Origin of the sequence: Nonomuraea sp. NPDC049269, from assembly GCF_043197155.1 — a bacterium.
Taxonomy (GTDB): Bacteria; Actinomycetota; Actinomycetes; order Streptosporangiales; family Streptosporangiaceae; genus Nonomuraea.
Genome location: NZ_JBICSO010000001.1, coordinates 291,366 through 309,489, shown reverse-complemented (window position 1 = coordinate 309,489; position 18,124 = coordinate 291,366). Strand labels below are relative to the sequence as shown.

Annotated in this window: 14 protein-coding genes; 8 read left to right on the top strand and 6 right to left on the bottom strand. The window is 70.5% G+C overall.

The genetic code is table 11. The features are described from left to right. The first annotated feature begins 50 nt into the window (after positions 1–50). Complete coding sequence (locus ACGFNP_RS01495) at positions 51–2,324, top strand: DPP IV N-terminal domain-containing protein (protein ID WP_393313555.1); 2,274 nt, start codon at positions 51–53, stop codon at positions 2,322–2,324. A 476-nt stretch (positions 2,325–2,800) separates the two neighbouring features. Here the strand turns inward: ACGFNP_RS01495 and ACGFNP_RS01490 are convergent, their stop codons facing one another. From ACGFNP_RS01490 to ACGFNP_RS01475, 4 genes are all read right to left on the bottom strand, one after another. After that, positions 2,801–6,016 (bottom strand): BTAD domain-containing putative transcriptional regulator, encoded by a 3,216-nt coding sequence (locus ACGFNP_RS01490; RefSeq protein ID WP_393313552.1) that lies wholly within the window; start codon positions 6,014–6,016, stop codon positions 2,801–2,803. A 150-nt stretch (positions 6,017–6,166) separates the two neighbouring features. Continuing rightward, on the bottom strand, positions 6,167–6,736 hold the full coding sequence (locus ACGFNP_RS01485; RefSeq protein ID WP_393313549.1) for a flavin reductase family protein: 570 nt from the start codon (positions 6,734–6,736) through the stop codon (positions 6,167–6,169). Between the two features lie 122 nt (positions 6,737–6,858). After that, positions 6,859–7,698 (bottom strand): SDR family NAD(P)-dependent oxidoreductase, encoded by an 840-nt coding sequence (locus ACGFNP_RS01480; RefSeq protein ID WP_393313546.1) that lies wholly within the window; start codon positions 7,696–7,698, stop codon positions 6,859–6,861. A gap of 186 nt (positions 7,699–7,884) precedes the next feature. Further along, entirely contained in the window at positions 7,885–8,736 is an 852-nt protein-coding gene (locus ACGFNP_RS01475) for a helix-turn-helix transcriptional regulator (RefSeq protein WP_393313543.1), read from the bottom strand. A gap of 125 nt (positions 8,737–8,861) precedes the next feature. Between ACGFNP_RS01475 and ACGFNP_RS01470 the strand changes: the two genes are divergently transcribed. The 3 genes from ACGFNP_RS01470 to ACGFNP_RS01460 all read left to right on the top strand — a co-directional run bounded on the left by ACGFNP_RS01470 (position 8,862) and on the right by ACGFNP_RS01460 (position 11,962). Further along, positions 8,862–9,704 (top strand): helix-turn-helix domain-containing protein, encoded by an 843-nt coding sequence (locus ACGFNP_RS01470; protein ID WP_393313540.1) that lies wholly within the window; start codon positions 8,862–8,864, stop codon positions 9,702–9,704. Between the two features lie 107 nt (positions 9,705–9,811). After that, positions 9,812–11,203, top strand: coding sequence for an amidohydrolase family protein (locus tag ACGFNP_RS01465; RefSeq protein WP_393313537.1), 1,392 nt, complete (start codon positions 9,812–9,814; stop codon positions 11,201–11,203). A gap of 30 nt (positions 11,204–11,233) precedes the next feature. Further along, entirely contained in the window at positions 11,234–11,962 is a 729-nt protein-coding gene (locus ACGFNP_RS01460; RefSeq protein WP_358333717.1) for an Atu4866 domain-containing protein, read from the top strand. Here the strand turns inward: ACGFNP_RS01460 and ACGFNP_RS01455 are convergent. Next, on the bottom strand, positions 11,940–12,302 hold the full coding sequence (locus tag ACGFNP_RS01455) for a DMT family transporter (RefSeq protein ID WP_393313533.1): 363 nt from the start codon (positions 12,300–12,302) through the stop codon (positions 11,940–11,942). The two genes, ACGFNP_RS01460 and ACGFNP_RS01455, sit on opposite strands and share 23 nt — an antisense overlap. Before the next feature lie 99 nt (positions 12,303–12,401). Here ACGFNP_RS01455 and ACGFNP_RS01450 point away from each other — a divergent pair, with 99 nt between their 5' ends. The 3 genes from ACGFNP_RS01450 to ACGFNP_RS01440 all read left to right on the top strand — a co-directional run bounded on the left by ACGFNP_RS01450 (position 12,402) and on the right by ACGFNP_RS01440 (position 16,817). Further along, positions 12,402–13,331: a radical SAM protein gene (locus ACGFNP_RS01450; protein WP_393313530.1), complete on the top strand. Its 930-nt coding sequence runs from the start codon at positions 12,402–12,404 to the stop codon at positions 13,329–13,331. Positions 13,332–13,400: 69 nt separating this feature from the next. Next, entirely contained in the window at positions 13,401–14,612 is a 1,212-nt protein-coding gene (locus tag ACGFNP_RS01445) for a cytochrome P450 (RefSeq protein WP_358333711.1), read from the top strand. 93 nt (positions 14,613–14,705) lie between these two features. Then, a complete protein-coding gene (locus ACGFNP_RS01440; RefSeq protein ID WP_393313526.1) occupies positions 14,706–16,817 on the top strand; it encodes a transglycosylase domain-containing protein in 2,112 nt (703 codons plus the stop codon). A gap of 2 nt (positions 16,818–16,819) precedes the next feature. Here the strand turns inward: ACGFNP_RS01440 and ACGFNP_RS01435 are convergent, their stop codons facing one another. Next, the gene (locus ACGFNP_RS01435; RefSeq protein WP_393313523.1) at positions 16,820–17,287 is read right to left on the bottom strand and encodes a hypothetical protein; all 468 of its coding nucleotides are present in this window, start codon (positions 17,285–17,287) and stop codon (positions 16,820–16,822) included. 171 nt (positions 17,288–17,458) lie between these two features. On the opposite strand from ACGFNP_RS01435, the gene ACGFNP_RS01430 reads away from it, so the two are divergent. Then, positions 17,459–18,088, top strand: a complete 630-nt coding sequence (locus tag ACGFNP_RS01430; protein WP_358333702.1) for a class I SAM-dependent methyltransferase — start codon at positions 17,459–17,461, stop codon at positions 18,086–18,088. Positions 18,089–18,124: the final 36 nt, after the last annotated feature.

The following is an 18,124-nucleotide window of genomic DNA, read 5'->3' as shown; positions in this document are numbered from 1 at the left end:
CGGGGTGCGGGATGGTCGCGGCGTTCCAGTTTTTCGACGGGAGGCGACAGATGACGACGACGCGACTCGATGCCGGGGCTTATCGGGCGGCCGAGCGGTTGCTGCGGGACAACCGCGGGAGTCTGGTGCTCGGGGACAGGGTCAGTCCGCGGTGGATCGAGGGGGGTGCCCGGTTCTGGTACGCGGTGGACACCGCTGAGGGGCGCAGGTTCGTGCTGGTCGATCCGGTGGCGGGCAGCCGCGGAGCGGCCTTCGATCAGGAGAAGGTGGCGGCCGCGTTGGCGGCGGCGTCGGGGCGGCAGGTGGATGCGGCGGCGCTGCCGTTGAGTGGTGTGGAGTTCAGTGGTGAGGGGGTGGAGTTCGACGCGTTCGGCGGGCGCTGGCGGTGCCGGTTGGACGGCTCCGTGTGTGAGGAGGTCGCGGGGGTGGCGCCGGTCGGTCCGGTGGAGGTGGCTTCGCCGGATGGCCGGCTGGTGGCGTTCCGGCGGGGGCACGATGTGTGGGTGCGTTCGCTGGAGGATGGCCGGGAGTGGGCTCTGACGGCTGATGGGGATGCGGACCACGACTACGGGGCGAGTCCTGATTTTTTCATGTATTCAACGTTGTTGAAGAAGATGGGGCTCCCCCACGCGCCGCCTGCCGTGTGCTGGTCGCCGGATTCGCGGCGGGTGCTGACGCACCGTACCGATCAGCGGGGGGTGCGGCGGGCGCATCTGGTGGAGTCCATGCCGGACGACGGCGGCGTGCCCGGGCTGGTGACGTTGCGGCAGCCGTTTCCCGGTGATGAGCGGCTGCCGCTGGCCGCGTTCGTGGTGCTGGACGTCGCGGGCGGTACGGCGGTGGCGGCGCGGGCGGAGCCGGTGGAGATGCCGACGATTTCGCCGATCTTCATGAAGTGGGCGTGGTGGTCGGAGGACGGCTCGGCGGTCTACTACCTCGATCGCTCGCGTGATGGGCGGACGCTGCGGCTGCATCGGCTCGATCCGGTCAGCGGCGAGGTGGTGAGCGTGCTGGGTGAGACCGGAAAGACCAGGGTGGAGCCGGCGCAGCAGCTGGGGCAGGCTCCGATGGTCAGGGTTTTGCGGGGCGGGCAGGAGGTGTTGTGGTATTCCCAGCGTGATGGGTGGGGTCATCTCTACCTGTATGACGTGTGCGGTGGTGAGCCGCGCGGGCAGGTGACGTCGGGGGCGTGGGCGGTGCAGGAGATCCTGCACGTCGATGAGGTGGCGCGGGTGGTGTACTTCGTCGCTTCGGGGCTGGTGGCGGCCGATCCGTATCGCCGGTCGGTGTGCCGGGCCGGGTTGGACGGGTCGGGGTTCGAGCGGATCACCGATGATGATCTGGATCATGTCGTCATCGTGGCCGGCGACAAGGGCTCCTTCATCGACTCGGCGTCCACGACCGTGACGCCGCCGTCGGTGACGGTGCGCGGCTGGGACGGTCGGGTGCTGGTGGAGCTGGAGCGCGCCGATGTCAGCCGGCTCATGGCGGCGGGCTGGACTCCCCCGGAACGCTTCTGTGTGAAGGCGGCCGACGGGCAGAGTGACGTCTATGGGGTGCTGTATCGGCCTCATGGGTTCGATCCGGGCCGGAGTTATCCGGTCGTCGATCATGTCTATCCCTTTCCCGCGGTGCACCGGGTGAGCCCGTCCTTCGATGCCGGGTGGCATGGTTATGACGCCGAGGTGGTGGCCGCGCTCGGGTTCGTCGTGGTCGCCGTGGACGGGCGGGGCACGCCGGGGCGCGACAAGGCCTTCCATGACGCCTCCTATGGGCGGCTGGACGAGGCGGGGCTGGCTGATCACGTCGCGGCGCTGGAGCAGCTGGGGGCGGAGCGGCCGTGGATGGATCTGGACCGGGTGGGGATCTTCGGTCTGTCGGCGGGCGGGTTCGCGGCTGTGCGGGCGATGCTGGACTTTCCTGAGGTGTTCAAGGTCGGTGTCGCCGAATCGGGGATGCATGATCTGCGCTACGGCGATCCGGGCAGCGCCGAGGCCTATCATGGGCCGTTCGATGCGCAGAGGTATGCGCGTGCGTCGAATGTGGATCTCGCCGATCGGCTGGCGGGCCGGCTGCTGCTGGTGCATGGCGGGTTGGACACTCAGGTGTTGCCTGATGTGACGTTGCGGCTGGTCGATCGTCTCATCGCGGCGGACAAGGACTTCGAGTTGCTGCTCGTGCCGCGGGCCGAGCATGTCTATGTCGGGTTCGAGTATTACGTCAATCGCCGTAAGTGGGATTTCCTGGTGCGTCATCTGCTGGGGGTGGAGCCGCCGGAGGGTTATCGCCTGTCCAGGGTTCCCCTCGGTGCCGGGGATGCGTGAGCTGAGCGGGTGAGGCGACGCGCCGGGTCCGTCCGTTGCTCGGCGCGGTCGCGCGGGCGCAGGAGGTTTCGCCCCCGACGTCGCCCTGCGCAACCGGCGCGCCAGGGTACGCGCGAGGGCCGCGCCGGCACCTCTCCCCTGCTCGCCTCGCCTGAGGCGCTGGCTGGCTGGCAGGAAGGACGCGACCCGGCGTCTTGCCGGGGGTGACGAAGCGCAGCGTCTCGGAGATCACGCTGCGTTACTGGGCGCCTGGGGACACGTTCGGGAAAAGACCCCGGCTCGGTGGGTGAGCTGATTCGGCGGGTGAGCCGAGGCCTGATCGGCTGGCTCGCGGTCGCGCTGCGTACTCGCGGCGGACCGACGGGCTGGCTGGCCGGACCGAAACAGTGACGGCGTCCCGGTTGGCTGAGCTGCTGAGCGGCGGGCTGGCCGGGCCGGCTGAGCCCGCCGATCGGCTTAGCCTGGCCGGCCGGGGTTCAGGGGGCGAGGGTGAGGACGGCGATTTCGCTGACCGTGGCGATGGTGGCGTCCTGGCCGCGCTGGGTCGCCTCGGCGTGTTCGTGGTCGCTGAGGGCGGCTCTGGTGGCCGCTTGGACGCGGCGGGCGTCGGGGTGGGACAGGTCGGGTGTGCCGCGTACCGCGTCGCCGGCCGCCAGCAGGCGGGCGGCTTGCCGCGGGTGGCCTTGGTGCAGGGCGAGGTTGGCGATGCCGACCAGTGTCTGGCTGATCGTGGAGGCGTTCATGGAGCGCAGGGCCCAGGTCAGGGCGTCGGCGTGGTGGGTGCGGGCGGCGTTCAGGTCGCCTTCCAGTACATCGAGGTATCCGTGGGAGTCCAGGACCATGGCGCGGAATGACCAGTTGACGGTGATGTGCTGGGCCAGTGTCTCGGCGTGGGTCAGGTGGGTGCGGGCTGTGGTGGGGTCGCCGTTCCAGCGGGCGAGGTCGGCTTTGAGGTAGGCGATGGCGACCAGTGTGTCGGGCAGGGCGATCTGCTCGGTGTCGCGTTCGACGTCGGCGATGGCGGCGGCGCTGCCTTCGGTGTCGCCGTGGAGCCAGCGCAGCTGGGCCAGTTTGAGGCGCATCAGCCATGCGTCTTGGCTGTCGACGGCTTCGGTGATGACGGCGATGGCCTGTTCGTAGCAGGTGATCGCGGTGGTCAGGTCGCCGCGCCAGGCGGCCAGGCCGGCCAGTGCGGTGAGGGAGGAGGTGATGCCCCATCGCTCGCCGAGGGCGCGGAACTCGGTCAGGGCGGTCTGGAGGTCGCTGTGCGCCTCGGGGTGCGGGCGGCCGACGTTGATGAGGGTGAGGGCGCGGTTGAGCCGGGCCATCGCCCGTACCCAGGGGTCTTCGTCGGTGAACAGCTCTTTCATCTCGGCCGGTGGGTCGGTGGAGGCGCGGGCGTCGGCCAGCATCCGTTCGAGGGGGCCGATGAGTCGTACGACGGGGTGGGGGTGCTTGATGTTCGCGGTGAGTTGTTGTGCGGTGGTGATCCAGTCTTTGGCTCGGTGTTCGTCGCCGAGGCCGTTGAATTCGAACTGGGCGGCGATCGCGCAGGCGGTCGCCCGTACGTTGTCGTCGACCGGGCCCGGCAGGGCGAGTGCTTGGGCGGCCAGGTGGGCGCCTTCGGCCTTGTGGCCGCTGAGTGCCCAGTGCAGCCACCAGTACCAGCCGGTCGCGGCGACCAGTCGCAGGGCGGTCTGTGCGTCGCCGGCGGCGATGGCGGCGCGGGTGGCGGCGTTGAGGTTGTCGTGGTCGGTGGCGAGCCGGTGGAGCCAGCGTAGTTGTCCGGCGCGGCGCAGGTGCGGGTCGGCGGTTTCGGCGAGTTCGGCGAAGTAGGTGGCGTGGGCGTGGCGGATGCGGTCGCGTTCGCCGGCCTCGTCGAGGCGTTCCTGGCTGTAGGCCTTGATGGTCTCCAGCATCCGGTAGTGCGGTGTGGTGTCGTCGGGAGGCAGCAGGAGGGATTTGTCGGTCAGTGCGGTGAGTAGGTCGAGTACGTGGTCGGCTGGGATGGTGGATTCGGGCGGTTGTGCTGTGGCGGGGTTGTCCGCGCATACGTGCTCGGCCGCCTCGAGCGTGGCGCCGCCGGAGAATGTCGTGAGGCGGCGCAGGAGTGCGCGTTCGTGTTCGGACAGCAGGTTCCAGCTCCAGTCGATCACGGCCCGCAGGGTCTGGTGCCGGGGTGGTGCGGTGCGGCTGCCGCCGGTCAGGAGGTGGAAGCGGTCGTGGAGCTGGCCGGCCAGGTGCTGGGGGGTCATGGTGCGTAGCCGGGCGGCGGCCAGTTCGATGGCCAGGGGTATGCCGTCCAGTGCGCGGCAGATGCGTACGACGTCTGAGGTGGTGTGTTCGGTGACGGTGAAGCCGGGGCGGGCGGTGCCGGCTCGGTCGGTGAGGAGTTGGACGGCGGCGCTGGACATGGCTGTGGTGAGGTCGGCGTCCTCGGGTGGCAGGGTGAGGGGTTCGACGGGCCACAGGGCCTCGCCGGTGATGGCGAGTGGTTCTCGGCTGGTGGCCAGGATGCGCAGGTGGGGGCAGGTGCCGAGGAGCTGGTCGGCCAGGGTGGCGGCCGGGCCGATGAGGTGTTCGCAGTTGTCGAGTACGAGGAGTGCGTCGCGGGTGCGTAGTGCGGCTGTGAGCCGGTCGATCGGCTCGCCCGCCGAGGTGTGGCCGCGGATGCCCAGCGCGGTCAGTATCGTCTGCGGCAGGTCGGTGTCGTCGCTGATCGGGGCGAGGTCGGCCAGCCAGACGCCGCCGGTCAGCTGGTGGAGCAGGGTGCGGGCGGTCTCGGTGGCCAGCCGGGTCTTTCCCGATCCGCCGGGGCCGATGAGGGTGGTGAGCCGGTGCCGGCCGATCAGCTGGCTGATCTGGGTGAGTTCGTGGTCGCGGCCGACGAAGCTGGTCAGTGGGGCGCGCAGGTTCGTGGGTGGTGCTGTGGCGGTGTCGTGTCTTTGCGGTGGGGTGGGGTTCATCTGTCCGCGCAGGATCGCGGTGTGCAGGGCGGACAGCTGTGGTGAGGGGTCGGCGCCGAGAGTCTCGGTGAGTGCGTGTCGTGTGCGTTCGTAGGCTGTCAGTGCCTCGGTGGGGCGTCCGGTCGCGCACAGTGCCCGCATCAGGGCGGCTGCCAGTCGTTCGCGCAGGGGGTGTTCGGCGGTCAGTGCGGTCAGTTCGGTGGTCAGTTCGCCGGCGCGGCCTAGGTGGAGATCGGCCTCGATGCGGTCTTCCGTGGCGCTCAGCCGCAGGTGTGACAGGTGGGTGCGTGATGCTTGGAAGAAATCGGTGTCGGCCACGTCCAGCAGGGCTGGGCCGCGCCACAGGTTGAGGGCTTCGCGCAGGGTGCGGGCGGCTGTGGCGGGGTCGTGGGCCAGGGCGGAGTGCCCGGCGGCGGCGAGGCGTTCGAAGCGGGTCACGTCCACCGCGTCGGGGGTGAGTGCCAGCCGGTAGCCGGCCGGATGGGGTTCGATGCGGGCCTGCGGTAGTGCGCGGCGCAGGCGTGAGACGAGTGCCTGTACGGCGTTGACGGCTCCTGCCGGTGGGTGGTGGCCCCAGATGCCGTCGATCAGGCGGGTCATGGGGACGACGCGGTCCGCCTGGAGCGCCAGGACGATCAGGAGGGTCCGCAGGCGGGCGCCGGCCACCTCCACGGGGTTGCCGTCGTCGGCCCGGACTTCCAGCGGTCCCAGCATCGCGATCCACACGCAACCGATTGTGCCGGGCCGTGGGCTTGGCCAGGACAGGTGATCAAGGAGTGTGAGCGTGATCGCCTTCCTGGCGCCGGAATCCGGGGTGGAGAACCCGGTGGAGGGGTGTCCGGAATCGGAAAGGGGCTTGCCATGATGCGGTGGCGGCTACGCGTCGCGGGTGAGGTATTGCCATGTGGTCATGCGGTCGCGCAGGTCGATGGTGTCGGCGTTGGCGGAGAAGGTGCCGTTGCCACGATGGTGGAACTCGCCCGCTCCTCGTTTGCCGGCGTCGAACCAGGCGCGCTCGCCGCGCAGGATCCACAGGTTGTAGTCCTCGACGAGCCTGTCGTCGGCCACGGTGCATTCGATGTTGGCGAAGCACTCCTGGACGAGAGGTGCCCGGACGACGGCCGCGGGTGCGGGAGTGAAGCCGAATTTGTCCCATTTGTCGACGTCGCGGCCGGAGGTGTTGCCGACGTCGGTGACCTGTTCGGCCAGGTCGATGGAGGGGACGGCGATGACGCACTCGCCGGTGGCGCGCAGCGCGTCGAAGCTGTGGTCCCACGGGCCGAGGATCAGCCCGATGAGGGCCCCGTGCGCGATCGGCATGTTGAAGCCGTTGGTCATCAGGTTGGCGCGCTCGCCGTCGAAGGTGGACACCATGATGACCGGGCCGGGCTCGATCAGCCGGTGCACGAGGTCAAGCGGGTAGGCGGAGAATCCTGTGGGGCTCATGTCGGGTCTTTCCGTGTGCGCGGGTGAGGGCCGGTGCTCGGTCGCTAGATGGCCTGGGCGGTGGGCAGGATGGTGATCTCGGTGAGTCGGTGACGGCCTGTGGCGTCGCGGATGAGCGCGGGTCAGGCGGCGTCGTCGTGCGCGGTGGCCGCCGACTTCTCCCGCCAGGCGTTCAGGTCGTGGTGGATCTGCTCGAGCTTGACCTGCAGCCGGTCGATGGTGTCGGGCCCGAGGTACAGGTGCCGGGGCAGGATGGTCTGGCCGGTGACCTCGTAGATCAGGGCCGCGCTCTTGACGGGGTCGCCGAGCTGGGTGTGGTTGGCGTCGTCGACCCAGTCGAGGGTGACGTGCGCGGGGGTGCCGTCGTAGTCGGCGATCCGCTCGCGCGCCAGTGACAGCGAGCTGGCGTCCAGGAAGTCGGTGCGCAGTACGCCCGGCTCGACGACCATGGACTGGATGCCGAACGGCGACATCTCCGCGGCGAGGGCTTCGCTGATCCCGGCGACGGCGAACTTGGAGGCGCTGTACAGGCTGACTCCCGGCTCGCCTTCGAATCCGGAGCGCGAACCGATGTTGACGATCTTTCCTGAGCCCTGGCGGCGCATGCCGGGCAGCACGGCTCTGGTCATGTTGATCAGGCCGAACACGTTGAGGTCGAACAGGGAGCGGGCCTCGTCGTCGCCGATCTCTTCCAGGGCGCCCAGCAGGCCGCGGCCGGCGTTGTTGACCAGGACGTCGATGCCGCCGAAGCGCTCTGTCGCGGTCTGGACGGCGGCGGGGATGGCGCCGCTGTCGGTGACGTCCAGGGCGACGGCGAGGACCTGGCCGGAGCTCTGCAGGTCATCGGGCAGCCGGTCGGGGTTGCGGACGGCGACGACCACGTTGTCTCCGCCTTTGAGCGCGGCTCGGGCGATCTCGGCGCCGAGCCCGCGGGAAGCGCCGGTGATGAACCAGGTAGTCATGATGTCGTCTCTTTCCTTTGTGTGCCTGTTGCTGACAGATTCGAGTCTGTGCAGCTCGCGGGCAGGGATGAAGGCCGGGGCTTTCCTGGGAGGAACACACCTAGGAAGGAAGGCCGGGCTCGGGAAAGAGGCGGTACGAGCTGGGCGTGTGTGGGCCACGCCTGTGATGCGGTGCGGTGGCGGCGGTCAGACAGCGTCGCTGTTGTGCGGCGTCCTTGCCGTCGCCCGCGCGGCTGAGGAGCGCAACTGCTCGAACGCGGCCGCGGTCGCCGAGGCGGGCTGGGCCTGGTAGACGACGAGTTGCTGGTGCGGGGCGCCGTTGACGGTGAAGGCGGAGAACTGGATGTGCAGGTCGCCCACGCGTGGGTGGCGCAGGTGCTTGCCCTCTTGTGACTTCGACTTCACCTCGTGGCGGGCCCACAGCTCGGCGAACGTCGGGCTGGCCGAGCGGAGCTCGTCGACGAGCTGGTTGACGCGCGCGGAGTGCGGGTCGTGGCCGTAGGAGGCCCGCAGCTCGGCCACGCAGGAGTGCGCGGCCCGCTCCCAGTCCTGGTAGAACTCCCGTCCTGCGGGGTCGGTGAACACCATGTGGGCCAGGTTGTCGGTGGCGGTGAATCCTTCGTGCAGGGCGGTGGCCATCGTGTTGGCGGCCAGGATGTCCAGTGCGGGGCCGAGCACGAACGCCGGGGAGGTGGGCCAGCTGTCCATCAGCTGCAGCAGGTGCGGGCTGACCTGGTCGTCGGCGGCGGCTCGGCGCCGGGCGGAGGGCCGGATCAGGCGGTGCAGGTGCTCGGTGGCCTCCTCGTCCAGGCTCAGGGCGCGCGCCACCGCCTCGACCACCTGTGGCGAAGGGCTCGACTCCCGGCCCTGTTCGAGCCGTACGTAGTAGTCGCTGCTCATGCCGGCCAGCATCGCCACTTCTTCGCGGCGCAGGCCCTTGACGCGGCGTCGCCCGTACTCCGGCAGGCCGGCGTCCTGCGGTGTGAGAGCCTCGCGGCGGGCGCGGAGGAACTCTCCCAACGGCGTGCTTGGGCGCATTTTGCCAGGCTAGATGGCAAATGCCTGATGGGCCATGATGCGATGGGGTTGAGGTGGTTTCCTAGGAAAAGTTCACCCAGGCGGTGGTGATCCCTTTGCCGCCGCTCTCACCTAGCCTCGGTGCCATGGACGGTGCCGACACGAGCAACGCCTTGGGGCACTTCCTGCGCCGCCACCGTGCGTTGATCCGCCCTGAGCTGGCCGGGCCGCAGACGGCCGGGCGCCGCCAGGTGCCCGGGCTGCGCCGTGATGAGGTCGCCCGGCTGGCCGGGCTGAGCACCGGCTACTACGCGCGCCTGGAGCAGGGCAGGCGGCGACCCTCACGGCAGACGGTGGCCACCCTGGTGCGGGCTCTGCGGCTGGACGAGCGGGCCGCGGCCGAGCTGTACCGGCTGGCCCGTCCGGTCGTTGGCCGCCAGGGCCCGGCGCGCGTGGAGCGGGTGGCGCCAGAGGTGCTGCGGCTCATGCACGGCTGGAGGGACGTCCCCGCCTACGTTCTGGGCTGGTCGCAGGACGTGCTGGCGCGCAACCCTCTCGCCGGCGCGCTGCACAGCCGCTTCGCCCATGACGACAACATGCTGCGCATGATCTTCCTCGATCCCGCGGGGCGGGAGTTCTTCCGTGACTGGAGCGAGACGGCCCGCGCGGCCGTGGCCGACCTGCGCGAGATCGCGCTCAAGGCGCCCGGCGAGCGGGGCTTGGCCGAGCTGGTGGGCGAGCTGTCCATCAAGAGCCCCCCGTTCCGGCGCTTGTGGGCGGAGCGCGAGTCCGGACAAGCCGTGCGCCGCACGATCCGGCTCTCCCACCCAGAAGTCCACGAGTTGCATCTGAGTAGGGAAGTCTTCCTGATCGCCGGCGCGCCCGGCCAGCGCCTGGTCACCTACCAGGCCGAGCCCGGCTCGCGCTCCGCGGACGCGCTGGCCCTGCTGGCGAGCCTGGCCGCGCCGGATCTCGGCGAGTCATCCTAGGTACGGCACTCCCAGGAAATCAGCGGCCTTCTTCGCCCTGGGCGAGGTGGACAGACTCGGATCTGTCAGCGGCGCGACCCCGCCGCCACTCACCGAGAGAAGGCCCCATGAACGCCGACACGACCCTCGACCAGCTGCGCCGCCAGGACGCCGATCCCGACCGGCGCGTTCTGCTGACCGGCGCCGCCATCGTCACCATGGATCACGATCTCGGCGTCGTGCCCAAGGGTGATCTGCTCATCCAGGGCAGCGCCATCGCCGCCATCGCCCCTGATCTGCGCACCACCGGCGCTGCCGCGGGCGCGGTCGTCATCGACGCCACCGGCTCCATCCTGGCGCCCGGCTTCGTCGACACCCACCGCCATGCCTGGGAGGCGCAGCTGCGCCGGATCATGCCCGACGTGAACGACCTGGGCGAGTACGTCATGTCCACCCTGTCCGGCATCGCTCCCGCCTACCAGCCGCAGGACATGTACATCGGGACGAAGCTCGCCGCCCTGACCGCCATCGACAGCGGCATCACCACGATGCTCGACTTCTCCCACAACTCCCGCACCGCCGCCCACTCCGACAGCGCCATCGAGGCCCTGATCGACACCGGCATCCGAGGCGTGCACGCCTCCATGCGGCCGCACTTCGGAGACTGGGACGGCCAGTGGCCGGCCGACCTGACCCGGCTGCAGGACAAGTACTTCGCCTCCGGCGACCCGTTGCTCACGCTGCGCCTGGCCACGCTGGCCACCGACGAGATCGCCGGCCCCGACCTCGCCTACGGGCCCGAGCTGGCCCGCCTGGCCCGCGAACTCGGCATCGGCGTCAGCGTCGACGCCGTCTTCGGCCTCGCCTCCTCCCAGGCCATTGTGCGCTGGTCGGCCGAGGGGCTGCTCGGCCCGGACGTGACGCTCATCCACAGCACCGGCTTGACCGCTGAGGCCTGGCGGGCCATGGGCGACTCGGGCACCACGGTGTCGCTCGCCCCCACCTCCGAGGCGCAGATCGGCCTGGAGAGCGCGGTCCCGGCCATCGACGAGGCGCTGGCGGCCGGTATCCGCCCCGGCCTGAGTATCGACGTCGAAGTGGCGCTGGCCAGCGACATGTTCACGCAGATGCGCGCCCTGCACGCGATCCAGCGGATGCGCGCCGTCAACGCCGGCTACGGCACCGGCTCCACCGGAGCTCGGATCGGCGTGGCCGACGTCCTGGACTTCGCGACCCTGCAGGGCGCCAGAACCGTCGGCCTCGGCGACGTCACCGGCTCGCTCACCCCCGGCAAGCAGGCCGATCTCCTCGTCGTCGCAGCCGAGGACCTCAACAACATGCCGCTCAACGACCCGATCGGCACCCTCGTTCTCGGCTCGGACCCGCGCAACATCCAGGCCGTCTTCATCGCGGGCCGCGTGCGCAAGTGGGCCGGCACCGTCCTCGGCGTCGATCTGGCCGAGCTGGGCCAGGACGTGCGCGAGTCCCGCGACCGTGTCCTGCGCGCCGCCGGCCGCTGAACGCCTGTCACTGAAGGAAAGGGTCCCGACATGCGTACTCCGCAACAGCTCGACGTCATCGACAACGACAACGCCCGCCCCCTGCTGCTGACCGGCGGCACCGTCATCAGCATGAACCCGATGCTGGGTGACTGGGAACGAGCCGACATCCTGATCGGCGGTCCCACGATCGTCGGTGTCGGTCCCGGCCTGCTCACCGCCGCCGAGGACGACGGGATGATCATCATCGACTGTGCCGGCTGTCTCGTGCTGCCCTCCCGCGCCGACTTCACCGGCACGGACACCACCGGCACGCTGACCCCCGGCGACCGCGCCGACATCGCGGTGATCAGGATCGCCGACCCCGAGGGCGCCCCGGACGGCCCGGCCATCGCCCGCGACGGCCATCTGGACGTTCTCCTGCGCGAGGGCCGCGTGACGGTATGGGGCGGACGCCCGGCCGGTGACCCCCCGCCCGTCTGCGGAACCGCGTCACCTGAGGCCGGTGCCGAGCACTCCTACCTCGGCCTGTGGGTGGATGACCACGACTTCGTCCGCCAGCGGCTCCTGCCCGACGGCCGCTACGACGAGGCACGCGGCGACCGTCCCAGCGCCTACCGGGGACGCTACTGGATCAACGGAGCCCGCATCGACTATCTCGACGACCTGGGTTTCTGGGCCTATGGAGAATTCCGGGACGGCGAACTGCACCACGCCGGCTACCGGTTCACCCGGGTTCAGGCATCGGGGGCGGCGGTCAGTGGGCGCCGGCGAGGTTGAGGACGATGACGCCGCCGATGATGAGCAGGATGCCGCCGATCTTGAGGGGGGTGAGGGTCTCGCCCAGGAAGGCGGCGCCGATGAGGGCGATGGCGGCGGTGCCGGCGCCGGACCAGACGGCGTAGGCGGTGCCGACTTCGAGCTGCGACTTCAGGGCGCGGGCCAGCAGGACGAAGGAGATGAGGTAGCCGACGGCCACGACGGCGCCCCAGCCGAGGCGGGTCAGGCCGTCGCTGAGTTTGAGCGCGGTGGTCGCGATGACCTCGGCCGCGATGGCGAACGCGAGCAGCAGCCAGGCCATGGTGAAGCCCTCCCCCGATGTGGTGGTACGTCTGCCCACCTTAGGCAGGGGGCTGCTCCCCCGGTGTGGGGAAGCGCTTGAAAAGGGAGTCGAATACGTGTTCCACTGTGGGGTGTGGGTTGGGACGCGCTTTCGTTGGTGGACGCCGCAGACGACCGCCCGGTGATCGAGCGGCGGGCGGTGCTGCGTGACGGCTTCTACGAGACGCAGGCCCGCACGATGATCGAGCGGGTGCCGCAGACCGCGGGCATCGCCCAGCGGTGGGCCGTCTCCCCCTACCGTGGCTGCGCCCATGCCTGCCGTGGCTGCGGCGCCCGCGCGGGTCATCGCCGGCTGGGGCTGGACGCGGGGCTCGACTTCGACACGCGGATCGTGGTGAAGGCCAACGCGGTGCCGCGGTTGCGGGCCGAGCTGGGCCGCTGGGGTGGTGAGGCGCTGGCGGTCGGGGTCGGTGGTGACTGTTACCAGCAGGCGGAGGCGACGTACCGGTTGATGCCGGGCATTGTGGAGGCGCTCGGTGAGGCGGCTGTACCGTTCACCGTCTACACCAAGAGCCCGCTGGTGCTGCGTGATGCCGCGTTGCTGGCGCGGGCGGGGGCGCAGGTGGCGATCTCGATCGCGTTCGTCGACGAGCGGATCCGGCGGGCGGTCGAGCCGGGTGCGGTGGGCGCGCAGGCGCGGCTGGAGCTGGTGTCGGCGCTGGTGGAGGCGGGGGTGTCGTGCCGGGTGCTGATGGCTCCGGTGCTGCCGTTGCTCAGTGACGGGGCCGATCAGCTGTCGGCGACGGTACGCCGGATCGCGGCCGCGGGGGCCGGTGCGGTGGAGCCGGTGGTGTTGCGGCTGCCGCCGGGGACGCGTCAGTGGTATCTGGCGTGGCTGGGTGAGGCGCATCCGCATCTGGTGGAGCGCTATGAGGAGCTGTATGACCGGGCGGGGCTGCCCGCGGCCGGTTATGAGGAGCGGATCACGGGGCAGATCGGGCAGTTGTGCCGGGTGTACGGCATGCGGGCGGGGCCGCCGGAGCCGCCGGAGCGTGAGCCGAGGTTCCCGCAACTGGCGCTGGTCTGACCGCCCGAGGTTTAAGGCCGTTGCCTTAGAATCTTGGGTGTCCCGTCAGCCAAGCAGGAGGGCGCCGTCATGACCGCCGAATCCGTCTCCCGTTACCCCTTCGACCGGGCCGAGGCTCTGCAGCCGCCCGAGGAGTGGGCGCAGTTGCAAGCGCGGTGTCCCGTGGCGCACGTACAGCTGCCCAGCGGTGACACGGCCGGTCTGATGACCCGCTACGACGATGTGCGGCTGTTGCTGACCGATCCGCGCTTCAGCCGCGGTGGGGAAGGTGCCGCGCGGGTGTCCACCACGGCCGACGGCGGGATCTTCGCCCGCCGCATGGCCAGCGGGACCTCGATCGCGGGTGAGGGGCATCGGCGGTGGCGGCGGCTGCTCAGCCCTTCGTTCACCATCCGCAAGATCGAGGCGTGGCGGCCCCGGGTGCAGCGGATGGCCGATGAGCTGGTGGACGGCATGCTGGCCGGCTCCTCCCCGGCCAACCTGTCGCGTGAGCTGGGTCTGCCGCTGCCTGTGCGGGTCATCTGCGCTCTGGTGGGGGCGCCGAGTGAGGATCAGGACAAGTTCGCCTACTGGTCTCAGGTGATGCTGACCTTGACCCGCTATGAGCAGGCCGAGGTGGAGCGGGCGTATGCGGAGTTCGGGGCATATGTGTCGAAGCTGGTGGAGGAGAAGCGGGCGGCGCCGGGCGACGACATGCTCAGCGAGCTGACGCAGATCTCCGACAGCCAGGACGGCCGGCTCAGCCACGAGGAGCTGATCGCGACCGTGCAGGCGCTGCTGCTCGCCGGGCACGAGACCACCTCGAACATGATCGCGATCATGGTGGCGATGCTGCTGGCGGAGCCCGAGCGGTATGCGGCCGTGGTCGAGGATCCTGACCTGATCGCGGGCACCGTGGAGGAGGTCCTGCGCCTGGACAGCACCCTCAGCGTGATCGGGATGCCCCGGGTGGCCACCGAGGAGGTCGACTTCGACGGGGTGGCGGTCAGCGCGGGCACGACGCTGATCCCGTGCCGGCCGGCGGCCAACCGGGACCCGCGCAAGTTCCCCGATCCCGACCGGTTCGACGCGCGCCGCGACAACGCCGGCCAGCACCTGGCCTTCGGCGCGGGTCCGCACTTCTGCCTGGGCCAGCCGTTGGCGCGGATGGAGCTTCAGGTCGTGCTGGGCACACTGGTGCGGCGGCTGCCGGGGCTGGGGCTGCGGGACGCTCCGGGTGATCTGCGGCTGCGCACGGGGCTGCTGTCCGGGGGGCTGCAGGACGTGTGGGTCACCTGGTAAGGCGCTGACCTGGTCTGATATCGGGACCGATATGAGTGGGCGATTCATATCGGTCTTGGACGTCATGAGGGCGGCTGTGCTGTCATGGCCGCCATGTCCAGCTCGCCGCCTCGTACTCGCATCTCCAGCATGGCCCGGTTGTCCGTGGCCGCCACCGCCGCCGGGGTGGTGGCGGCGGCGCTCGTGCTGCCCGCCGTGGGCGGGTCGGGCGCGGCGCTCGTCGCCTCGGCCGAGGCGCTGAACCTGCGGCCGCTGGAGCTCGCCGAGCCGCCGCTGGCGCAGAAGACCATCGTGTACGACGCCGAAGGCAATCAGATCGCCCAGTTCTACGCTCAAGACCGCAAGGTCGTGCCGCTGGAGCGCATCGCGGCGGTGATGAGGACGGCCATCGTGGCGATCGAGGACGACCGCTTCTACCAGCACGGCGCCATCGATGTCGAGGGCACGGCCCGCGCCCTGGTCAAGAACCTGACCTCGGGTGGCATCAGCCAGGGCGGCTCGTCGATCACGCAGCAGTACGTCAAGCAGGTCCTGCTGAACGCCGCGGACACCGACAAGGGCAAGAACGCGGCCCTGGACGCCAGCTACGCGCGCAAGCTGAAGGAGCTGCGCCACGCCATGGCCGTCGAGCGGAAGTACACCAAGGACGAGATCCTGGAGAAGTACCTGAACATCGCCTACTTCGGTGCCGGGGCCAACGGCGTGGAGGCGGCGGCCCGGCGCTTCTTCGGCGTATCGGCGGCCCGCCTGAACCTGGCGCAGGCCGCCACCCTGGCCGGTGCCGTGCAGGACCCCAACGCGACCGCGCCCGACCGCGGGGCCGAAGCGCGCGAGCTGTTGCTGCGGCGGCGCAATGTGGTGCTGGACCGGATGGCGCAGCTGGGCCGGATCACCCGCGCGCAGGCCGAGGCCGCCAAGGCCGGCAAGCTCGGCTACAAGGGCGTCAAGCAGTCCAACGGCTGCCAGGAGAGCCGCTATCCGTACTTCTGCGAGTACGTCCGCCACGAGCTGCTGTCCGACCCCGCCTTCGGCAGGACGCGGCGGCTGCGCGAGCAGGCCTTCAGCCAGGGCGGGCTCAGAGTCCGCACGACGCTGGACCCCACGGCGCAGCAGGCGGCCGAGGCGGCGATCGGCGAGCGCGTCTTCGCCGCCGATCGCGCGCTGGCCGCCGAGGCGCTGGTGGAGCCGGGCACGGGCCAGATCAAGGCGATGGCGGCCAGCCGCCCGTTCGGCGGCTCGGCCCGCAGGAACGAGATCTCCTACAACGCGGTGGCCGACAAGCAGCACGGCGGGCTGACCGGCTTCCAGCCGGGCTCGACGTTCAAGACGTTCACCCTGATCACCGCGCTCAAGCAGGGCATGAAGATCGATGACGGCATCACCGCCGGCGCCGGCTACACCGCGCCCGGCTATGCCGCCTTCACCAACTGCGCCGGGCAGAACGTCGGCGACCCGTCGTGGACGGTCACCAACGACGAGGGCTCGCCCGGCTTCAAGACGCTCGCCAGCGGCACCTGGGGCTCGGTCAACACCTTCTTCATGGCCCTGCAGGAGCGCGTCGGCCTGTGCGCGACCGTCCAGACCGCCCAGTCGCTGGGGATCAAGCGGGCCGATGGCGCCAGGCTGCGCGAGGTCGAGACGTTCACCCTCGGCGTCAACGAGAGCGACCCGGTGACCGTGGCCGGCGCCTACGCCGCCATCGCCGCGCGGGGAACCTACTGCCCGCCCATGGCCATCACCGCCGTCACCGGCCCGGACGGCAGGAGCGCCACCTACCGGCCGCGGTGCGAGCGGGTGCTGGACCCGCGGATCGCCGACGCGACCGCCCACATCCTGTCCGGGGTGTTCACCCGCGGCACGATGCGCGGCGTCGGCGGCATCAGCCGGCCGGCGGCCGGTAAGACCGGGACCACCGACGGGTACGCCAGCGCCTGGTTCGCCGGATTCACCCCCGACCTGGCCGGGGCGGTCAGCGTGGGCGACCCGCGCGGCTCGCAGCGGCACAAGCTCACCGGCATCACCATCGGCGGCCGTTATTACGGCGCGGTTCAGGGTGCCTCGCTGCCCGGCCCGATCTGGAAGGACACGATGATGTCCGCGCTGCGGGGTGTGGCGCCGGCCCGGTTCACGCCGGTGGACCCGGCCCGCTTCGGCGGCTGCGCACAGGACTGCGCCCCGGCCGGCGACCCTGTGCCCGATCGGTGAACTCAGCGCCTTTCCGGAGGCGTCAGCACTCCTGTCAACCACAGGCGCAGCAGATGGCGGCGAAGCCGCCCGCTGTGCTGGTAGCTGCGGGTTTTCGGCCGGGACGCATCGGCGCCGGTGTCTCGCACGTGCGTCAGCGGCGCCGATCCGGGTCCTTGCGTGGCGATCTCGCCGACGTGGGACCCGAGGCCGAGGGCGGCGATCTCGCACTGCCGCTCGCTCAGCTGCTCGACGGGCACCCCTTGGACCAGGACGAACCCGCGGCCGTCGGCGAGCTCGTCACGCACGCGCCGCAGGACGGGCCCGAGCGTGGGCAGCGGGAAGGCGCCGGGGGCGATCGCGTCCGACGCTTGTACGGCGTCGAGCACTTCTCGCCGGTGTTCGGCGGTGAGCGGGACCTTCCAGGCGTCACTGTCGCGCATCTCGGCTCCCAGCCACTGCCCCGGCCCCGAAACGTGCGCGACCACCATGACGTCACCACCCTTTCCCGGCTCCCACCCACCATGCCTGGCTCGCTCGGGTGTGACACCCCTTCATCGCGCACAGCGCAAACGCGCTCCTTTGCGGGTTCGGCAAAGGGATTTGCCTCACCGGGGAGCACGGGTGGAGCATTCCCGGTAAACATGAGGAGGGATGCGCAGATGGCCGATGACACAGAGCTCTGGGACGCTCGCTACCGTGAAGGCGACCAGATCTGGAGCGGGAACCCCAACGTCATCCTCGTACGTGAGGCCGCCGACCTGGAGCCGGGCAGGGCGCTGGATCTGGGATGCGGGGAAGGGGCCGACGCCGTCTGGCTGGCGCGGCGCGGGTGGCGGGTCACCGCCGTCGACATCTCCGGCGTCGCCCTGGAGCGGGCCGCCCGGCACGCGGCGCGCGAGGGCGTGGCCGAGCGGATCGACTGGCAGCGGCACGACCTGGCGGCCTCGTTCCCCGACGGCCTCTTCGAGCTGGTGTCCGCGCAGTTCCTGCACTCTCACGGGGACCTGCCGCGCGAGAAGGTCCTGAGGACGGCCGCCGCGGCCGTCGCGCCGGGCGGGGTGCTGCTGGTGGTGGGCCACGCGGGGTTCCCGCCATGGGAGCACGATCACCCTCACGACCTGCGCTTTCCCACCCCTGATGAGGTGCTGGAGGCTCTGGAGCTGCCACAGGGACAGTGGGAGGTGCTGCTCAGCGAGGAGCACGAGCGCAGCCAGAGCGGCCCCGACGGGCAGGAGATCGTACGGACGGACAACGTGGTCAAGGTACGGCGGGTGAGCCATCCAGGCTGAACGCCCACTAGAGTCGGAGCGTTTTCGGAGCCGGGG